Consider the following 16,300-nt stretch of genomic DNA (forward strand, 5'->3'; position numbering starts at 1 on the left):
GTAACTTTCCATGACCGCAAGCTCTCGACTCTCCAGCTCACAGGCGACCTGTGTCGCGGGGATCGTCAGGCCTGCGGCTGTCGATGACCCGATCCGGGATCCCACCGATTGCGGGCCAACAGTCACTCGGAAAGGGCCGAATGCGGACAAACGGTACGACAGTACGATGCGAATGGGACCGTAGGAGGATGCCGCCTGTCGCCTCTGTGCGCGAAGCTGGCGCCATGCCCTCGACACATCGGTCCTCTTCCACATGTAGCTCCTCTTCCGCGCGCGGTCTCGCGGCCGTGTCGGCTGCTATCGCTGCGGCTTTGGCTCTCTCAGGATGTGGGGCATCGACCCCGGACCTCGTCCCGTTCGCGCTGCCCATACCGAACGGGTCGTCGTCGGTCGGAGTCGTCACTCTCGAGGTCCCCGGCCGGGCGGGCGGCGGCCACGACCGCACCATGGCAGCGCTCTGGTACCCCGCCGCGGACGAGGATGGGACCGCCTCGCCCGGCGAGCCGTGGGCTGACTCGGAGACCGCTGACGCGCTCGAAGTGCAGCTGGTGACGGCACTCGGAGCGCCAGAGGCCTCAGCACCGGATCTGAAGAAGGTCCGGGCGCATGCGCACGGGAGCGCTGCAGCGGCGTCGATCAGCGATATCCCGCTCGTTGTGTTCTCGCCGGCCCTGGGCGCCTCGCGCAGCATGGTGACGGGGCTCGCGGAGAGCCTTGCGTCGGACGGAGTGGCCGTGCTCGCTGTGGACCATCCCGCGGATGCCGCGGCCATCCTATTTCCCGATGGTGAGGTCGTGCACGGCGATCTTCCCGCTCTGATCGACGCCGCAGCCGGCGCTGGCGACCAGCAGCGTGCCGCGCTGCTGTCGGAGGACGCCGTCGTCGCGCGCACGGACGACGTCTTTGCGGCGCTCGACGAACTGACCGCGTTGAGCACCGAGCCCGACGTGAGCGCTTCTGCTCTTCCCCCGGGGCTGGCCGGCCGGATCGACACGGAGCATGTCGTCGTCATGGGGCACTCCCTCGGCGGTGCAACGGCGCTGGCTGCCGCATCCGACCCCCGCATCGCCGGGGTCATCGACCTCGACGGCACTCCGTGGGGCCCAGTCGTCGAGGCAGGAGTGACCAAGCCCGCTCTCATCGTGCTGAGCGATGACACCGAACCGGCAAATGATCCGCAGCTCGAAGCGTTTCTCGCGGCATCCCCCAGTGCCGAGCTGGAGCGCATCGACGGAGCGCGCCACTTGTCGTTCACCGATCTGCTCTGGCTGCACTCTCAACTCGGCGAAGCCGGCGACGAGTTCCTCGGATCGATCGACCCGACGGCGTTTCACACCCGGTTGGTCGAGTTGGTACGCGACTTCGTCATCCGACACACCTCAGACGCGCACTGACGGCCCTTCGTTCCTCACATGCGCATCCTGGCTCACGTCGTGCATGACGCGGTGCAATGGCGAGTCGCCGACCCCCGAATCGGTGCTGGCACTCAGACTGTCCCACGGTGTGTGCGGTGGCGCTGGCGCGTTCGGATTCGCGCCGGCGGGAGCTCAGGTGCAGCCTGTGTCGCGCCGACGCGATTGACGAGGTCGCCGATGCCTTCGATCGACATGGCGACAACGTCACCCTCCTTCAGCGGAGGCGGGGTGAGGCCCTGGTTGCGCCCCCACAGTTCACCGAGGCATCCGCCGTTGCCCACAGTTCCCGATCCCAGAACATCGCCGGGGACCACTCGCGAGTTTCTCGACGCGTAGGCGACGAGCTCAGGAAACGGCCATCCCATGTTCGCGATGAGGTCCTCGCCGAGCAGCACGCCGTTGACCCGGACTTCGGCACGGAGCTGAAGGAATCCTTCGTCGTCGAGGTACTGCTCGAATTCGTCGGCGGTCACGATCCATGGCCCCAGCACGGTGCCGAAGTCTTTGCCCTTGGCCGGGCCGAGCCTGACCTGCATCTCGCGGGCTTGAAGATCGCGGGCCGACCAGTCGTTCATGATCGTGTACCCGAAGATGACGGATGCGGCATCCGCGACGGTGAGGTTCGACTCGCCCACTGCGGGTGCTGCACCAATGATCGCCGCCAGTTCGAGTTCGAAATCCAGCCGCTCGGTGACGGGTGGTCGCAGCTCTTGACCCGGTGCGTGGACTGTGTGCGGGTTGGTGAAGTAGAACGTCGGAGCCTCGTACCACTCCGGGGCGACGTGACTTTTGCCCTCCACGCCGGCGGAGACTCCCTCGACGTGCTCCTCGAACGTGACGAAGTCCCGGATGGAGGCGGGCACGAGCGGGGCGAGAAGCGCGACGTCCGCGAGCGGCAAGGCCGCGGCATCCGATTCTCGCAGCTGGTGAAGGACAAGCTCGTGAGCGTCTCGCGCTCCTTCGAGGCCACGCGCGAGAATCTCCGTGACAGAGGTCCCGTCATCGAATGCGATCACGCGGTCGTCGATGACGAATCCCTCACCGACGTGTCCATCGTGCATCCAGCGCGCGATTCTCATGCCGGCGTCTCCATTCGGTCCGTGGATGGGTGCTGTGCCGCGCGAGCCGCGGCGAAATGTTCAGGCATGGCAGTCAAGGGGCCGCATTCCGTTGTACTCGTACATGTCCTGCCAGGCTCTCGCGAAGTCCGGTTCGACGCCGTCGAGCTCTGCGAGAGCGCGATGCAGGTTTCCGACGATGCGCTCCTGTTCCAGGAGATCACCGAACCGGGCAAGGTCGAGGGCGCGAGCTGCCTCCAAGGGCGTCAGACCACGGTCGCGGGCTTCCGTCGCCGCGTCGATGAGGAAGTGCAGGTAGTCGGCGACCGGCCCGAAGAGTTCCGGACCGCCCACCGACCCATGCCCGGGAACGACGATCTCGGGTTCGAGGTCCGCCATCTGCTCCAGCGCGCGCAGCCATCCCGCGGGCGAGCCGGACAGCGCGAACGGCGTTCCTCCGTGAAAGACCAGGTCCCCCGCGAAGAGCACACGCTCGTCGGGGAGCCATACGTACGCGTCACCGGGAGTGTGTGCGGGCCATCCCGGGTGGCGCACCTCGATACGGCGCCCGCTCGGGTCGATGGTCACAGCGTCGTCGAAGACGACGGTCGGGATGCGCGGTTCGATCGCCCCCTGCTCGAAGGTCTGGAAGATATGCGGGGCAAGTGTATGCGGTCGCTGCAGGTCGTCGGCGACAGTTCTGTGGGCGATGATCTCGGCATCGGGCATCAAGGAGATGCCGTTGCAGTGATCCGGGTGCGAGTGGGTGAGCACCACCCGCTTCACCGGCACCTCGGACACCCGTTCGACGGCGCGCAGATAGTCGCGCGTGCGCCGTTCCGTCGATGTCACATCGACGCTCGTCGCGCCACTCGGCCCGACGATCAACCCCATGTTGTTGATCATCCAGCCGCCGTCGGGCTGGACGTACGCCCACACTCCCGGAGCGAGTTCCTGCATGCTCGGGGTCGCGGTCACGATCAGGAGTCCTTGCTGAAGCGAGGCAGGGTCAAGAGCACGACTGCGGCGACCGCCATCATCGACGCGGCGACGATGAGTGGGATGCTGTAGCTGCCGGTGGCGTCGAACGCGAAGCCTGCCATCACGGGCCCGAAAGCGCTGCCGATCATGAAGACGCTGTAGACGATGCTGTACAGCGCACCGAATGCGCGCGGGCCGAAGTATCGCGAGCTGAGGTAGGACATCAGGTCGATCTCAGCGCCGAACCCGATGCCGATGAGCAGGGCGGTCAACGGCGCTGCACCGGGGCCGGCCCACAGGAGCAGCAGGCATCCCAGCGCGGCAGCGGCGAACAGCGGAACAGCAACGTGAATCGCGTTGAAGCGATCGAAGAGCCAGCCGATCACCGGGCGAGCGATCACGGTGCCGACACCGACGAGCGATGACAGGAATGCCGCCCGGACAGGGTCGACGCCGGAGTCGATGAGAAGGGGCACGAAGTGCGGAATCATCGTCAGGAGCGCCCAGCCCAGCAGGAAGAAGACGACGCACAGGCTCCAGAATTCGCGCCGGCGAACCGCGGTGCGCAACGTCAGTCCGGGAAGAGTTGTGCGGTCGATCGCGACGACGGCGGATGGCGAGCTCAGCCGGGCGAAGAACACGAGCACGAATGGCAATGCAGCCAGCACCGCCATCGTCAGGTATGCGGCACGCCAGCCGCCATTGGCGATCACGATACCCATGAGCGGCGGCAGGATCAGCCCTGCTGTCCCGAGCCCGCCCGCGACGATTCCCAGCGCGATGCCGCGGTTCTTGTTGAACTTCTCGACGACCGCCTTCGAGTACGTTACGGCCGACGTGCCGGCGCCCAGAAATCCCGCCATGGCATAGAACGCCAGGAACGTCATCAGGCTCGAGGTCAGAACGCTCAGCAGGGTCAGTACGACGACGAAGAGCGGTATCGAGATCAGAGCGACCCGCTTTACCCCATAGCGGTCAAGGAGCTTGCCCACGAACGGAAGAGCAGCTGCGAGACCGAGCGAACTGACGAGGGAAGCGAGGTTGATCTCGCCACGTCCCCATCCGAACTCCTCCTGAAGCGGGACGACAAGGGTGCCGAGAATGTACCCCAGCGCGCTCAGACCGACGCCGGCGCCGATCGTGCTGAAAACGAGGGTCGGCCATCCGCGTCGGAACTCGCCCTGCGGCGAGACCACGACCTTCTCTTCCAGGGTCTGTGACTGCGTCATGTGCGTTCCTCTTTCGACGTTGAAGGGTCGCGCTCCGACGCTCGGGTCGCGCGAAGATCCATCGTCACAGCCGGGTACTATTCATGCAATCCCGTCCTTTTCATGGTTTGTATCCATCTCGTGGATACTACGGAGGAGACCCGTGGCAGCTTTCGACTTGAATCTCTTGAGACCGCTGTTGGTGCTGTTGGAGGAGCGCAACGTCACGCGGGCAGCGGCGCGCCTGCATCTGAGCCAGCCCGCGACCTCGGCGGCGCTCGCCCGGCTGCGTCGCCACTACGACGATGACCTCCTGGTACGCACCGGCCGGATCATGCAGCTCACCCCATTCGCCCGGGACCTGCTGCCAGCGGTGACCCACGCGGTCGCAGAGCTGACGCCGGTCATAGACCGCAAACTGAGCTTCGATCCGGCTCACACAGAGCGCCGATTCGTCATCGGGGCGACCGACTACATGACGGCGATCCTCGCGGGTCCGCTGTTGCGAACGCTCTCCCAGGACGCGCCCCGGGCATCGGTCGACTTCGCGCCCCAGCCTGTGCGGGACGGGACACTCGCCCCGTACAGCCATCTCGACCTCATCGTCGGGCCGGTCGGGTTCAACCTCCCCGGCCGCAGCAGAGAGCTCTTCACCGACGACTTCGTACTCATCGCCGATCCGGACAACGCCGTACTGTCCCAGTCCGATCCGACCGTTTCAGACCTCTCCTCCGTGCCACACGCCCTCGCGTACCTCAACGACCCCGACCACGACAGCGTGCAGGACGTGCTGCGCCGAGCCGGAGTCGACTACATCATCGGCGCCCGGCTGTTCGGCCTTGCCGCGCTACCGCTGCTCGTTTCGGGTACGGACATGGTCGCGATGGTTCCGCGGATGCTGGCGGCCAAGGCATCTCGCACTCTTCACCTCTCAGTGTTCGAGCTACCCGAGGACATGAAGCTGCCGATGACCGAATGTGTGTACTGGCATCCGCGCGACGAGGACGATCCTGCGATCGCGTGGCTCCGGGACGCTCTCACCCGAACCGTCGGTTCGCTCTCACGAGAGCCGAGTGGACCGTCGCCGCGAACCCTCTCCCATGCTCGGTAAGGTGACTCATCGCACCCTGGCGAACGGGACACGTAGCGGCGTGAACTCGGATGGCAATCCAGATTTGGCCATCACGATGAACACCGGACCGAACGGCTGAATGTCACCGATGCGCGAGGCCGAGACGGCCCTACCGATGCAGCAAGGCAGCCGCGCGCGGCTCGTTGAGTGGGCCAACTATCCACGGTGGATCGTGGCCGATCTCGAACCGAGTCACGCCTGCTTTCGGCCAGTCGGTCGCCGCGTGTTCGGGTCAGTGGCTGCTGGCGGCTGGTTCGAGTTCGGGGTGGCTGACCCTGGTGCGATCGGGGCGAAATCCGTGTTCGATGCCCCACAGCACGGCGTTGGTGCGGCTGGTCACGTTGATCCGGCGGTAACAGGTGCGGATGTAGGTTTTGATCGAGTTGACCGAGAGGTGGGCACGGTCGGCGATCTCGTTGTTTGATAGCCCCTGTGTGATCAGCGCCAGAACTTCGGCTTCGCGCTGGGTGAGGCCTTCTTCTCGACCGGGCCAGTCGCCGATGGCGATGGAGGCGGTGGTGTCGTCTCCGGTGTAGACGAGTTGCCCGCCTTGGTGGATCTGGGTGAGGGCTGTCACCAGCTGCTGGGCCGGGATCCCTTTCGAAATGTACGCCCCTGCCCCGTTCGCCAACGCCGCCTGGATCAGCGCAGGGTCCAGAACCCACGAGTAGACAGCGACTTTCCCTACCAGCGGGTTGGAAGCCAGTATCCGCACCTCTTGCCGATCAGCCTGTGTCGCGGCGAACGTGTCATACAACGCGATATCCACCGATTCGCCGACGCTATGGTTCAGATCCAGCTCGACGACTTCGATCACGCTCTGGTAGCCCCGCAACATCGCGGCCACGCCGCGGACGACGACTTCGTAGTCGTTGACGAGGGCGATCCTGAGCAGTGGCATGACTCCCACTATAGGTTCTAAACCTTCACCCTTTGGGGTGAAGATTTCCCGCCCCTCGACTCATACGGTAGTCGGTATGACATTGTTTCCATTCCCGTCGCCGGCCGCCGGCGACGGGCTGTTGCCGTCGGGCGCACCCGCGAGCGAAGTTCCGAGTCGCAACTGGACACGAAAAGCGCTGAATCAGCTGACCATCCGCGAGCTCGTGATCGAACTGAGCAAACTTGAACACCCTTCGGCCGCCCGGCAACACCACGACGCACTCGCAACCCATCGCGCCACACAGCGCGAGCGAGCGATCATCGCTGAGCTCCGCACACGCGGCGATGGCGACGTCGCGAGACTTCGCCCGTCGGGTGTCACCGGCGGGGCCGTCGAAACCGGCAACCGCGCAACGCCCAACATGATGGACCGCCCCCGCCCTCGCTTGTCTCGGGGCGTTCACCCGTTCACCCGGACGGATCTCCGCCCCGGTCACTCCACACTGTAAGGCGCGTTCCCATGGGTTATCTCTATTACGGCAACGACAGCTATGCGGTCGAGATCGATGATCGTCCCCTCGCTCACCTGAAGATCGCCATCCTCAGCCTGCTGCGCGCCGGTAAAAGCGTCGCCTTCACCTTCGACCGCTCTGCCGCTGCCGGCAGCGGGCGGGAGACGCTGTGGATCAGCCCGTCGACCGACATCCGTTTCCGGTTCAATGGAAGCAGGGTGCCCCGAATCAACGAGCCGTGGCTGCGGTCCATCATCGCCACCGCAGGAACCCCTACCGGGCTACGTCTGATTGCCGAAGCGGACGCGGTTCCCGACGACAGCTTGGTCGCGGCGTGAGCAGGCGGGGGGTCCTGGTCAGTATCGAGTTCATCACCGACGCGGACCGGTTCACACGCTCTCAACTCACCGACAACGCCCCCGGTGTTCCCTGCGTCACCGACCCCGGGATCCGCGACGCCGTCACCCGTCTGCTGATCCGGGGGGACTGGGTCGAACATCGGCTAGGCCCACTGCGGAGCATCCTCACTACCCGACCCCTAACCCCTGAAGAGCACTACCACGACGTGCACGCTCCGGCTGATCCCGGGTCACCCTCCACGAAGCGTTCGTCTCCGACACCCTCACTCATTCGCTGAGACAGCGCGATCGGATCTTGTTCTCCACCGTCACGGCCAACGACATCCGCAGACAACACGTACTACAAGGCAGCGTCACCCCGCGGCAGAACACCTCGCCCCCCCCAGAAGGAGACCCCATGCCCTACCTCCGCATCCTGCTGATCGCGGCAATCGCCTTCGGCGCATACATCCTCGGTGCACATGCCGGACGCGGCCGCTACCGCTCTATCAAGAGGAACGCCAAGAAGGGCTGGAACGCACCGTCCACTCGCTGGGCACGCAAGACCGCGAAACACGGACGCCGCAAGCTCACCCGAGCGCTGAACATCTAGACCCACAGGAGAAGCTCATGACCACCCCCACCGACAAGACGATCGCCCAGGCGGCAGACACCGCCCACGCCACCGCGGAGAATCTCACCGCGTCGACCAGGAAGGTGGCCGCGCAGGTCGGCGACACGTTCACCGACGTGGCCGAGAAGACCGGCAACTTCACCACCGACACGATCGCCCGCGTCCGGGCTGCGTACACAAAGAACCCGGTCCGCACAATATCGATCACTGCCGCCTGCACCATCAGCCTGATCGGCATCGTTATGGCCATCGCCCGCCGCAACTGACCGCCATCCTGCCCGCTTGAAGTCGAGGCCGCGGCTGGGAGGGTCGGCGGTGGTATCCCGTTCCTTCCCTCCACAACACGCGGGGCTGTCTGAACGGCACCTCGTTAGGTGAAGCAACATGTCAACTCAGATCGCCATCATCTGGAATCCCTCAAAACCGATAAGCATGCGCTGGAATCTGGGCTCGCCTCCGCGGTAAGCGAAAGCCCTGCACCCAGTGTGCGGTGGTGGAACACCAGCGAAGACGACCCCGGCCAGGGGGCCGCAGGGAAGGCGATCGCCGCGGGAGCGAACCTGCTCATCGTGGCCGCGGCGACGGAACCGTGCGGGCGGTCGCCGAGTATCTGGCGGACGGATCAGTCGCCGCCGAAATGGCGATCGTTCCGTTGGGTACTCGCGCGATCGATGTCGGGTGGGTGGAAGTCGAATCGGACGCCGGCACGCAGCGGCACGCTTTCATCGCGTCGACGACCTGCCTTACCCGGTCCCGAGGCCGTTGTGGCCCCGGGACCTCTCCCGATACGGCTCTTCCCCTAGTTCCAGATGTCGTCCCGCCCAACGGTGGCAAGGACCAGCCATGCCGTGCTTGCGACGGACTTGGCCGTGCTGATGCCGTACAGCGCATCGGCTTGCGTGGCGTACACGAAGGAGCCGTCCGCTTCCTGTCCGGCAGTCAAACCGTCCAGAAGGTCGCGATATCCGGCCATGTCGCCTGTTCGGTAGAGGGCGAGGAGAACCCCGAAGGATCCTTCATACCAGAGGGTGGGGGTGGCTCCGGGGTATCCGGGGCTGTCGTAGAACGGCATGTAGCCGGCGATCCCGCCGTCGACGATCTCGAACGGCGCCAGCGCCGCCATCGCCGATGCGACCTTCGCGGTGTGTCCGGCGCCGAGGAGCTGTATCGCTCCCCAGCTGTTCACGTCGAGCGGATCGGCCGTGTCGGGCACTCCGCCGTTCACTCCCTGGTTGAAGCGGGCAAGGGTGCTGTTCCACAGCTTCGACTGGATCGCCGTGTCGAGGTCATCCGCAATGACGGCGTAGTCGATGGGGCTGGTCCCGAGTACCGCCGCGGCGTGAGTCAGCGCCTGCCACGCGTCGATGTTGTGCTCGGTGGACGCCCACGGGATGGTGAAGCTCGGATCGAACACCGGGGGCGTCCCGACCTCGCCGCCGTAGCCGCCGAGGAACAGGCCGGCGGTCGCGCCCGAGGCGGACTGAGTGCCCAGAAGGAAGTCGAGGCCATCGACTGCGGCGGTCCTGTACGTCGCGATCGACGGGTCCGTCGGATACGCGTCGATATAGCTGAGAAGAGCATCGACGGCGATGGCGTGCGCGCCGGTGCGATAGAACGGGTCGGCGAACGCCGGGCTGAGTTGAGGTGCGGCGAACACGAAGCCTCCAGCGCGGGTGCCCGTGGTGGTCTGCATGAGCAGGAGTCCATCGACGAGTTCCTTCGCCTGAGCGGGTCGACCGCTCGAGACGGCTGCCATCAACGCAAGAGCCTGGTCGTACACGACGGTGCGGTCCTGCAGACCCGTACCCCATTCAGGATCGGAGGGCGTGTACTCGTAGGAGCGAATGAGACCGTTGCGCAGGTCGCTCTCCGCCAGCACATCACCGGTGGCGGTCTCGACGAGGCGGAAGAGCTTGGATCCGGTGTTCGAGTTCGTGAAGCGGAACGTTCCGTCCGTTCGAGCCGGTGTCGAGGCCCAGTAGTAGATGGCGTCGGTCACGAGAAGCTGCTGAACCTCAAGGCCCGCATAGGTGTTCGGCGTGGGCCAGTGGGGACCATGGGGAGCGTAGGAGGCCGTGGCATCCAGCACGCCCAGCTCCCACTCCCCCGGGATGCTGGTGGACACTGACGACAGGTCGATCGAGAACGCGCCGGTCACCGGATCCGCCAATGCCTGGACGGGAATCTGGACGGTGGCGGTTGCCGTCCTCTTGTACGCCTGGATGATCCATCGCCACGGCGTCGGTGTCAGCGTCACTGTGCCGGCGATGACTCCGCGGTAGCTGTCGGCGACCGTCGCGGGGCTGGATACGGCGATGACCGCCTTGTTCTCGGTCCCGTAGCTGCGGCCGGTGAGCGCGAATGTTCCATCGACCGCGGCGAGGTGGTTCGAGGCGTAGCTCGTGCTCGGTGCGATGGTGCTCGCGGTCACGACCTCCGTGCTGGTGTCCATCTGCGAGTCGAGCCAGGCGTTTGCCGCTGTGACGTGCGCATGATCGGTCACTGTGAGATCTTCCGGACTCAGCGCATAGGCCGGTGTGACGCCGGCGATGATGAGCGCGACCGAGAGGGCCACACTCCCCGGGACGAGTATTGCGCGGACCTTGTTCATCGCGACCTCTTTCGATTCGAAGTACATCGTCGAGCCTGGGTTGGACGCTAAGATAGCACCACTTCACCGTTTGATTTCATGATGAGAAAAAAATGTCAGCTGTAGCGCAAAGTTTCGAGCCCACGAGGAGCGAGGTGCTCGCGTGCCTTCTCTCCGGCGAAGAAACAGATGTGCACGAGCTCGCCGCGAAGACCGGTCTGAGCCAATCGACGGTCTTCCGTTCGGTCGATCAGCTCCTCCAAGTGCCCAATCTGCTGCACCGCCGCGTCGCTCGCGAGGGCGGTCGAGGACGACCCACGACCAAGGTGATGCTGAACCGGCGCTACTCGGTCCTGGTGGGCGTCGTGTTGGACAGCGCCGTCAGCCGCTTCATCCTCACCGACGTGCTCGGGCGGGCGTGGGGCGAGCGGAAGCTGACGACGCCACCCGCACTCACGGCTGCTGAACTCGCGGACTGGGTGGTCACTGAGACCCGCGACCTCGTCGCAGAACTGGGTGAAGGGTCCCCTCTCGGAGCCCTCGCCGTCGGAGTGCCCGGGGCACTCACCCCGGATCAGGAGCAGGTTGTCGGATCGCACAACCTTCCGATCATCGGGGGCCCCGACTTCATCGATCGGATTCGTCGCACGATGCACGTTCCCGTGAGATTCGAGAACGACTCGCACGCAGCACTCCTCGGCGAACTCAGCTTCGGGGCAGTGAGCGCCTCCGGCGTGGTGGTGCTCGTCACCATGAGCACCGGCGTGAGCGCTGCCATCGCGGTCGAAGGCGAGATTCTCGTAGGGAGCACCGGATCGCTGGGAGAGTTCGGCCGGCTGACGCTCACGGCGGACGGGCTTCGCGTCGAAGACCTGTTGAGCGAAGCGGGGCTCAACAAGCATCTCCGAGCGCGCGGGCATCCGATCGACGATTCGGTTGGTCTGGCTGCAGCTGTCGAGGAGGATCCACGCATCCGACGGCAGATGGATGACGCGTTCGACCACCTGATCGCGATCATCGCCCTCGCCTACGAGCCCCACACCATTCTGGTCACGGGTGGATTCTCCGCGCTGTTCCCGGAGAACCGCCTCGCTTCGGTCGCGCGCAGGGTCGAGGACCAGGTCCTTGTCCGCACAGACATTCGTCGCGCGGATCTGGGCGACGACTCAGCTCTTCTCGGCGCGATCTCACTCGCATCGGCTGCTCGGTTCGCGGAGTTCGGACTGACGGATCAGCAGTTGGCGGCGCTCCCGCCCGCGACGCTGGCCCCGGTTGCACCGTCCGGCGCCCCTGTCACGGCGACGAGTGCCCGCCCGCCGATGCCTGTCGATGCGCCCTAAGGCGGTTCGCGAGGCGAGGTCGGCTCAGCTGCTCCTCTTCAACGGCACGATCATCGCTCCGGACCGGGCCCTGGAGCATTCGGTCACCGTCAGGAATGGAGCCATCGACGGCTACGGGGCCACGGCGAAGGATCACGACGGGCCGATGCTCGACCTCCGCGGCGGGGTCGTCCGGGCAGGGTATATCGATCTGCACTGCCACGGGGGCGGCGGTGCGGGCGTGTACTCGGGCGACGAGGATGACGTCGCCACGACTGCCGAGACGCACCTCCGCCGCGGTACCACCAGCATGCTGGCCTCTCTCACAGCGGCGCCCACGTCCGCTCTGCGGGCGGCAGCCGAAGCGGTGGCGCGATCGGTCGCGTCCCGACGTGCACCGAACATCGTCGGCGTTCACTTCGAAGGGCCCTACCTCTCGCGCAAGCGACCCGGTGCGCAACCCCCGGATGGACTCCGCGACGTAGAGGAAGGGGAGCTCGAGGAGCTGATCGCCGCGTGCGCAGGCCTGCCGGTCTCCATGACGATCGCCCCGGAGCTGCCGGGCGCGATCGCGGCCATCCGTCGCTTCGCGCATCGCGTGCGGTTCTTCATCGGGCACACCGACGCCACTGCGGCCGAGTTCGACGTCGCAGTCGATGCCGGGGCGCACGGCGTCACCCACCTCTTCAATGCGATGCCGCCGTTTCATCATCGCGAACCGGGCCCCGTGGCGCGGGCGTTGCTGGATCCACGGGTGCGCAGCGAGATCATCCTCGACGGACATCACATGGACGACGACGCCGTTCGCGTCGCCTTGGCCGTCGCCGGGCCGCGGCGGCTCATGCTGGTGACCGACGCGATGGCCGCGGCAGGCATGACCGACGGCGATTATTCACTGCCGGGTCTGCGCGCAACGGTGGAAGACGGGGCCGCATACGTCTCGGGCACGTCGACCCTGGCCGGATCCACGCTCACGATGGATCGGGCCGTGCAGCGACTGATCGAGCTCGGCTCGACGCCGCACGAGGTGAGCGAGATGGCGTCCGGCAATGCGGCCGAGTTGATGGGGTGGACTGACCGTGGCTCCCTCCGGATCGGCGCGCGGGCGGACTTCGTGGTCACGGACGCCGTCGGCAAGGTTCGGTCGGTCTTCCTCGCCGGCGAACCGATCTGAGCAGGTGATCAGGTCGCGGGGACGGGAGCGGTCTTGAGCGCTGCGGCGATAGAAGTCGCCTCCGGGAGGCCGGCGAGCTGCTCCGCTGCGACGCCGTGGTCGCGATACAGCGCGAGCAGTCCGAGCGCCATCGCACCGAGCAGACCGGAGTCATCCCGAAGCGACGACGGACGGACCTCACAATCGACCTCCGTGCCCGCTCGCATGCGCTCGGCAATGGCGGTCAGGGTCTCCGGCGGGAACACGTCGGAGAACCCACCCGACAGAAGGATCGTGGCGGGTTCGTAGGCCAGCGCGATGATTCCCAGAACGTGCTGCAAGGCGCCGTGGATGTCGCTCAAGAGATCGCGGAACGCGTCGGGGTCGGAGAGGAGCTCTCGTGACGAGGCCATCGGATGCCCGCTTCTGGTCGCGTACTCGGGCAATGCCGCCCCGCTCAAGAGGTCTCGGACCCGTGCGTCAGTGCCCGGCAACGGCAACCTGCCGAACTCGCCGAGCGATCCCTCCGCGCCGGAGAGTATCTCGCCGCGCACCGCTGCCGCCGCGCTGATACCAGTGCCCAGGATGAGCAGCACGGTCGTCTCGGAGGGGGGTGTGCTTCCGTAGGAAAGCTCTCCCAGGAGCGCCAGACTTGAGTCGTTGTCGAACCTGACAGGCACCTCGAGCGTGGTGGAGACACGTTCCATGAAGGCGGTGCCGACGATCGCCGGCAGGTTCAGGGAGCCGACGACGCGGTCGCGCTCGGACGAGACCGCGCCAGGAACTCCGACCCCGACCGCGCCGAGGTGAGCGCCGTCGCCGAATTCCCCGACCAGGGCACTGACGTGAGCAGCGAGCCAGTCCCCGAGCTCCTCGGCTGTGCGATCGCGCGGCGTGGCGAGACGGACCTTCGCCAGAGGCTTGCCCAAAGCGTCCGCCAGAACGATCCGACAGTTCGTGCCGCCCAGATCCACGCCCGCCACGAGCGAGAACCGACGGTTGACCGCCACGCGACGGCCCGGTCGGCCGGGCCCGCTCTGCGCCGAAGGGCGGCTCTCGATCAGACCGTGGGCGTTCATCAGGTCATCCACGGAACGCAGCACGGTCGAGGTGCTGAGACCCGTGTCGGAGACAAGGCGCTGGATATCCACTTCGTCGCCGGCGAGCAGTCGTGCGAGCACATCAGTGCGGTTGGGTTCGAATCCCGCAAGCGGTTTCATGGGGTCACTCTCGGAGGAAATGAGTACGGAGATCAGCCGGACGCGCGCAGCGCACCGGAGCGGATCGGTTGATGGTGTGCGGTCCGGCCATCCGGCGGGCGGTCACCCCTTCACGCTGCCCGCCGACATGCCGCTGACGAGCTTGCGCTGGACGATCATGAAGAAGACGACAACCGGGATCGCGAAGAGAACGGAGCCCGCGACGATGCCGCCGTAGTCGGTTCCAACGTTGGTGCTGAAGGAGACGAGCCAGACGGGCAGCGTGTACTTCTCCTGCTCCTGCAACATGACGTACGCCACGATGTAGTCGTTCCACGCGGCGATGAACGCGAACACGCTGCAGGAGATGACACCGGGAAGCACGAGCGGGAAGTAGATGCTACGCAGGAGTCGCGTCTCCCCGGCGCCGTCAAGGCGGGCGGCCTCTTCGAGCTCTGCGGGGATCGCTTGGAAGAACCCGCGGAGGACGACGATGCCGAAGGGGAGGACGGTGGCGGTGTACGCCAGGCACAGACCCAGGAAGCTGTTGAGGAGCCCGAGGTCGCGGAATGTCAGGAACAACGGAATGAGGATCGCTGCGCCGGGGATCATCTGCACCGCCAGCAGAACAACGACGATGGCCTTGCGTCCCGGGAATCGAAGCCTGGTGAGTGCTGCGGCGGCGAAGAAGCCGAGTAGAACAGTCACGATCGTGACGACGATCGTGACGAGCACGCTGTTGCCGAGCGATGTCAGGAAGCCAGGTTTCTGGATCGCGCCGATGTAGTTGTCCAGTGTGAAGGGCTGCGGGATGAACTGCGGTGTGGTCGAGACGATGTTGCCCGAAGTCTTGAACGAGGTGCTGAGCATCCAGTAGATGGGGAACGCCCAGATCACGCAGAACACGATGACGACGACGTTCGCGACGGTATGGCGAGGCTTCGGCCGGCGCACGACAGTGCTCACAGTTCTCCCTGCTTGACGAGGCGGCGGGTGTAGAAGGCGGTCAGGACCAGCAGCATCACCGCGGTCACTACGGCGATGGCCGACCCCTGCCCGAAATCGTTGGAGGCGAAGGCCGTCTTGAACGACCAGATACTGAGAGTCGTGGTTCCCCCATCGGGACCGCCTCGTGTGAGGACCCACAGCTGAGTGAAGGCGTTGAACTGCCAGATGAGTTCGAGGATCATCACGAGGTACAGCTGAGGGAGCAGGAACGGCAAGGTGACGTAGCGGTATAGCTGGATACCGCCCGCCCCATCGAGTCGAGCGGCTTCGGAGAACTCGGCGGGAATCTGGGATTGACCGGCGTAGAGGGTCAAAGCGGCGAAAGGAACGGACTGCCAGACGATGAGCAGCCAGACGATCGCGAACGCCTCGAACGGTGTGCCCGTCCAGTTGTGCGAGGTGAAGTCTCCGAATACCCCGAGCTGTGTGATCATCCAGTTGACCACTCCGTAGAGCGGCTGGAAGAGCCACTGCCACACCAGCACGGAGGTGACCACCGGAATCGCCCACGTGGTGATCAGGACGATGTTGAGGATCAGCCGGACCTTCGGAGAGATCCGGGTCATGAGCTCGGACAATGCGAGCCCGATGCCCATGATGGCCACTACGAGCGAGACGGTGAAGCCGAGTGTCCGCAGAAGAACCGGAATGAAGTCGGGGTCCGTGAGCATCGCGACATAGTTGTCGAAGCCCACCCACACGGTCTCGCCCGAGAACAGCGAGCTGATGCCGAAGTCTTGGAACGAGTTGACGACCATCTTCGCGAGCGGGAAGAAGAGCGTCACCCCGAGCGCGATCGCCGCGGGCAACAGAAGAAGGAAAGCCGGGCGCCACTGACGAGATGAGAACGCCGGCCTCTTCCCCGATCCGG

At 65.6% G+C, this 16,300-nt stretch carries 15 protein-coding genes; 7 read left to right on the forward strand and 8 right to left on the reverse strand.

The genetic code is table 11. From position 1 onward, the window contains the following. The first annotated feature begins 446 nt into the window (after positions 1-446). Positions 447-1,394, forward strand: coding sequence for an alpha/beta hydrolase family protein (locus ASD65_RS10940; protein ID WP_056222400.1), 948 nt, complete (start codon positions 447-449; stop codon positions 1,392-1,394). Positions 1,395-1,486: 92 nt separating this feature from the next. Here the strand turns inward: ASD65_RS10940 and ASD65_RS10945 are convergent, their stop codons facing one another. From ASD65_RS10945 to ASD65_RS10955, 3 genes are read right to left on the reverse strand one after another with little or no spacing between them, the layout of a single operon-like run. Beyond that, on the reverse strand, positions 1,487-2,494 hold the full coding sequence (locus ASD65_RS10945; RefSeq protein ID WP_056222403.1) for a fumarylacetoacetate hydrolase family protein: 1,008 nt from the start codon (positions 2,492-2,494) through the stop codon (positions 1,487-1,489). Between the two features lie 60 nt (positions 2,495-2,554). Next, positions 2,555-3,451: an MBL fold metallo-hydrolase gene (locus ASD65_RS10950; RefSeq protein ID WP_056222404.1), complete on the reverse strand. Its 897-nt coding sequence runs from the start codon at positions 3,449-3,451 to the stop codon at positions 2,555-2,557. Positions 3,452-3,453: 2 nt separating this feature from the next. After that, positions 3,454-4,683, reverse strand: a complete 1,230-nt coding sequence (locus ASD65_RS10955; protein WP_056222405.1) for an MFS transporter — start codon at positions 4,681-4,683, stop codon at positions 3,454-3,456. A gap of 142 nt (positions 4,684-4,825) precedes the next feature. Between ASD65_RS10955 and ASD65_RS19035 the strand changes: the two genes are divergently transcribed. Continuing rightward, a complete protein-coding gene (locus tag ASD65_RS19035; RefSeq protein WP_162248496.1) occupies positions 4,826-5,773 on the forward strand; it encodes a LysR family transcriptional regulator in 948 nt (315 codons plus the stop codon). Between the two features lie 253 nt (positions 5,774-6,026). On the opposite strand, the gene ASD65_RS10965 is transcribed toward ASD65_RS19035, so the two are convergent. Then, positions 6,027-6,695: a response regulator transcription factor gene (locus ASD65_RS10965; protein ID WP_056222412.1), complete on the reverse strand. Its 669-nt coding sequence runs from the start codon at positions 6,693-6,695 to the stop codon at positions 6,027-6,029. A gap of 501 nt (positions 6,696-7,196) precedes the next feature. On the opposite strand from ASD65_RS10965, the gene ASD65_RS10970 reads away from it, so the two are divergent. The 3 genes from ASD65_RS10970 to ASD65_RS10980 all read left to right on the forward strand — a co-directional run bounded on the left by ASD65_RS10970 (position 7,197) and on the right by ASD65_RS10980 (position 8,426). After that, positions 7,197-7,526 (forward strand): DUF7882 family protein, encoded by a 330-nt coding sequence (locus ASD65_RS10970; RefSeq protein WP_056222414.1) that lies wholly within the window; start codon positions 7,197-7,199, stop codon positions 7,524-7,526. 418 nt (positions 7,527-7,944) lie between these two features. Continuing rightward, positions 7,945-8,139, forward strand: coding sequence for a hypothetical protein (locus ASD65_RS10975; protein ID WP_056222416.1), 195 nt, complete (start codon positions 7,945-7,947; stop codon positions 8,137-8,139). A 17-nt stretch (positions 8,140-8,156) separates the two neighbouring features. Continuing rightward, positions 8,157-8,426 carry a hypothetical protein gene (locus tag ASD65_RS10980; protein ID WP_056222419.1) on the forward strand — a complete coding sequence of 90 codons (270 nt, stop codon included), beginning with the start codon at positions 8,157-8,159 and terminating at the stop codon, positions 8,424-8,426. A gap of 533 nt (positions 8,427-8,959) precedes the next feature. Here the strand turns inward: ASD65_RS10980 and ASD65_RS10985 are convergent. Next, complete coding sequence (locus tag ASD65_RS10985) at positions 8,960-10,798, reverse strand: hypothetical protein (RefSeq protein ID WP_056222421.1); 1,839 nt, start codon at positions 10,796-10,798, stop codon at positions 8,960-8,962. A 65-nt stretch (positions 10,799-10,863) separates the two neighbouring features. Here ASD65_RS10985 and ASD65_RS10990 point away from each other — a divergent pair, with 65 nt between their 5' ends. Both ASD65_RS10990 and nagA read left to right on the forward strand, forming a co-directional pair. Then, positions 10,864-12,090 (forward strand): ROK family transcriptional regulator, encoded by a 1,227-nt coding sequence (locus ASD65_RS10990; protein ID WP_082561707.1) that lies wholly within the window; start codon positions 10,864-10,866, stop codon positions 12,088-12,090. Beyond that, complete coding sequence (gene nagA / locus ASD65_RS10995) at positions 12,080-13,243, forward strand: N-acetylglucosamine-6-phosphate deacetylase (RefSeq protein WP_056222426.1); 1,164 nt, start codon at positions 12,080-12,082, stop codon at positions 13,241-13,243. Before ASD65_RS10990 ends, nagA begins: the two co-directional genes overlap by 11 nt. A gap of 8 nt (positions 13,244-13,251) precedes the next feature. Here the strand turns inward: nagA and ASD65_RS11000 are convergent, their stop codons facing one another. From ASD65_RS11000 to ASD65_RS11010, 3 genes are all read right to left on the reverse strand, one after another. After that, a complete protein-coding gene (locus tag ASD65_RS11000) occupies positions 13,252-14,442 on the reverse strand; it encodes an ROK family transcriptional regulator (RefSeq protein WP_056222429.1) in 1,191 nt (396 codons plus the stop codon). Positions 14,443-14,544: 102 nt separating this feature from the next. Further along, the gene (locus ASD65_RS11005) at positions 14,545-15,387 is read right to left on the reverse strand and encodes a carbohydrate ABC transporter permease (RefSeq protein WP_200948657.1); all 843 of its coding nucleotides are present in this window, start codon (positions 15,385-15,387) and stop codon (positions 14,545-14,547) included. Continuing rightward, a complete protein-coding gene (locus tag ASD65_RS11010) occupies positions 15,384-16,238 on the reverse strand; it encodes a carbohydrate ABC transporter permease (protein ID WP_200948658.1) in 855 nt (284 codons plus the stop codon). The genes ASD65_RS11005 and ASD65_RS11010 overlap by 4 nt, the downstream gene beginning before the upstream one ends. Between the last annotated feature and the right edge of the window lie 62 nt (positions 16,239-16,300).

This window comes from Microbacterium sp. Root61 (assembly GCF_001427525.1).
Taxonomy (GTDB): Bacteria; Actinomycetota; Actinomycetes; order Actinomycetales; family Microbacteriaceae; genus Microbacterium.

Coding starts and splice junctions, on each gene's coding strand:
- ASD65_RS10940 (WP_056222400.1), top strand. CDS start 447: ATGGCAGCGCTCTGGTACCCCGCCGCGGACGAGGATGGGACCGCCTCG.
- ASD65_RS10945 (WP_056222403.1), bottom strand. CDS start 2,494: ATGAGAATCGCGCGCTGGATGCACGATGGACACGTCGGTGAGGGATTC.
- ASD65_RS10955 (WP_056222405.1), bottom strand. CDS start 4,683: ATGACGCAGTCACAGACCCTGGAAGAGAAGGTCGTGGTCTCGCCGCAG.
- ASD65_RS10965 (WP_056222412.1), bottom strand. CDS start 6,695: ATGCCACTGCTCAGGATCGCCCTCGTCAACGACTACGAAGTCGTCGTC.
- ASD65_RS10970 (WP_056222414.1), top strand. CDS start 7,197: ATGGGTTATCTCTATTACGGCAACGACAGCTATGCGGTCGAGATCGAT.
- ASD65_RS10975 (WP_056222416.1), top strand. CDS start 7,945: ATGCCCTACCTCCGCATCCTGCTGATCGCGGCAATCGCCTTCGGCGCA.
- ASD65_RS10980 (WP_056222419.1), top strand. CDS start 8,157: ATGACCACCCCCACCGACAAGACGATCGCCCAGGCGGCAGACACCGCC.
- ASD65_RS10985 (WP_056222421.1), bottom strand. CDS start 10,798: ATGTACTTCGAATCGAAAGAGGTCGCGATGAACAAGGTCCGCGCAATA.
- ASD65_RS10990 (WP_082561707.1), top strand. CDS start 10,864: ATGTCAGCTGTAGCGCAAAGTTTCGAGCCCACGAGGAGCGAGGTGCTC.
- nagA (WP_056222426.1), top strand. CDS start 12,080: ATGCGCCCTAAGGCGGTTCGCGAGGCGAGGTCGGCTCAGCTGCTCCTC.
- ASD65_RS11000 (WP_056222429.1), bottom strand. CDS start 14,442: ATGAAACCGCTTGCGGGATTCGAACCCAACCGCACTGATGTGCTCGCA.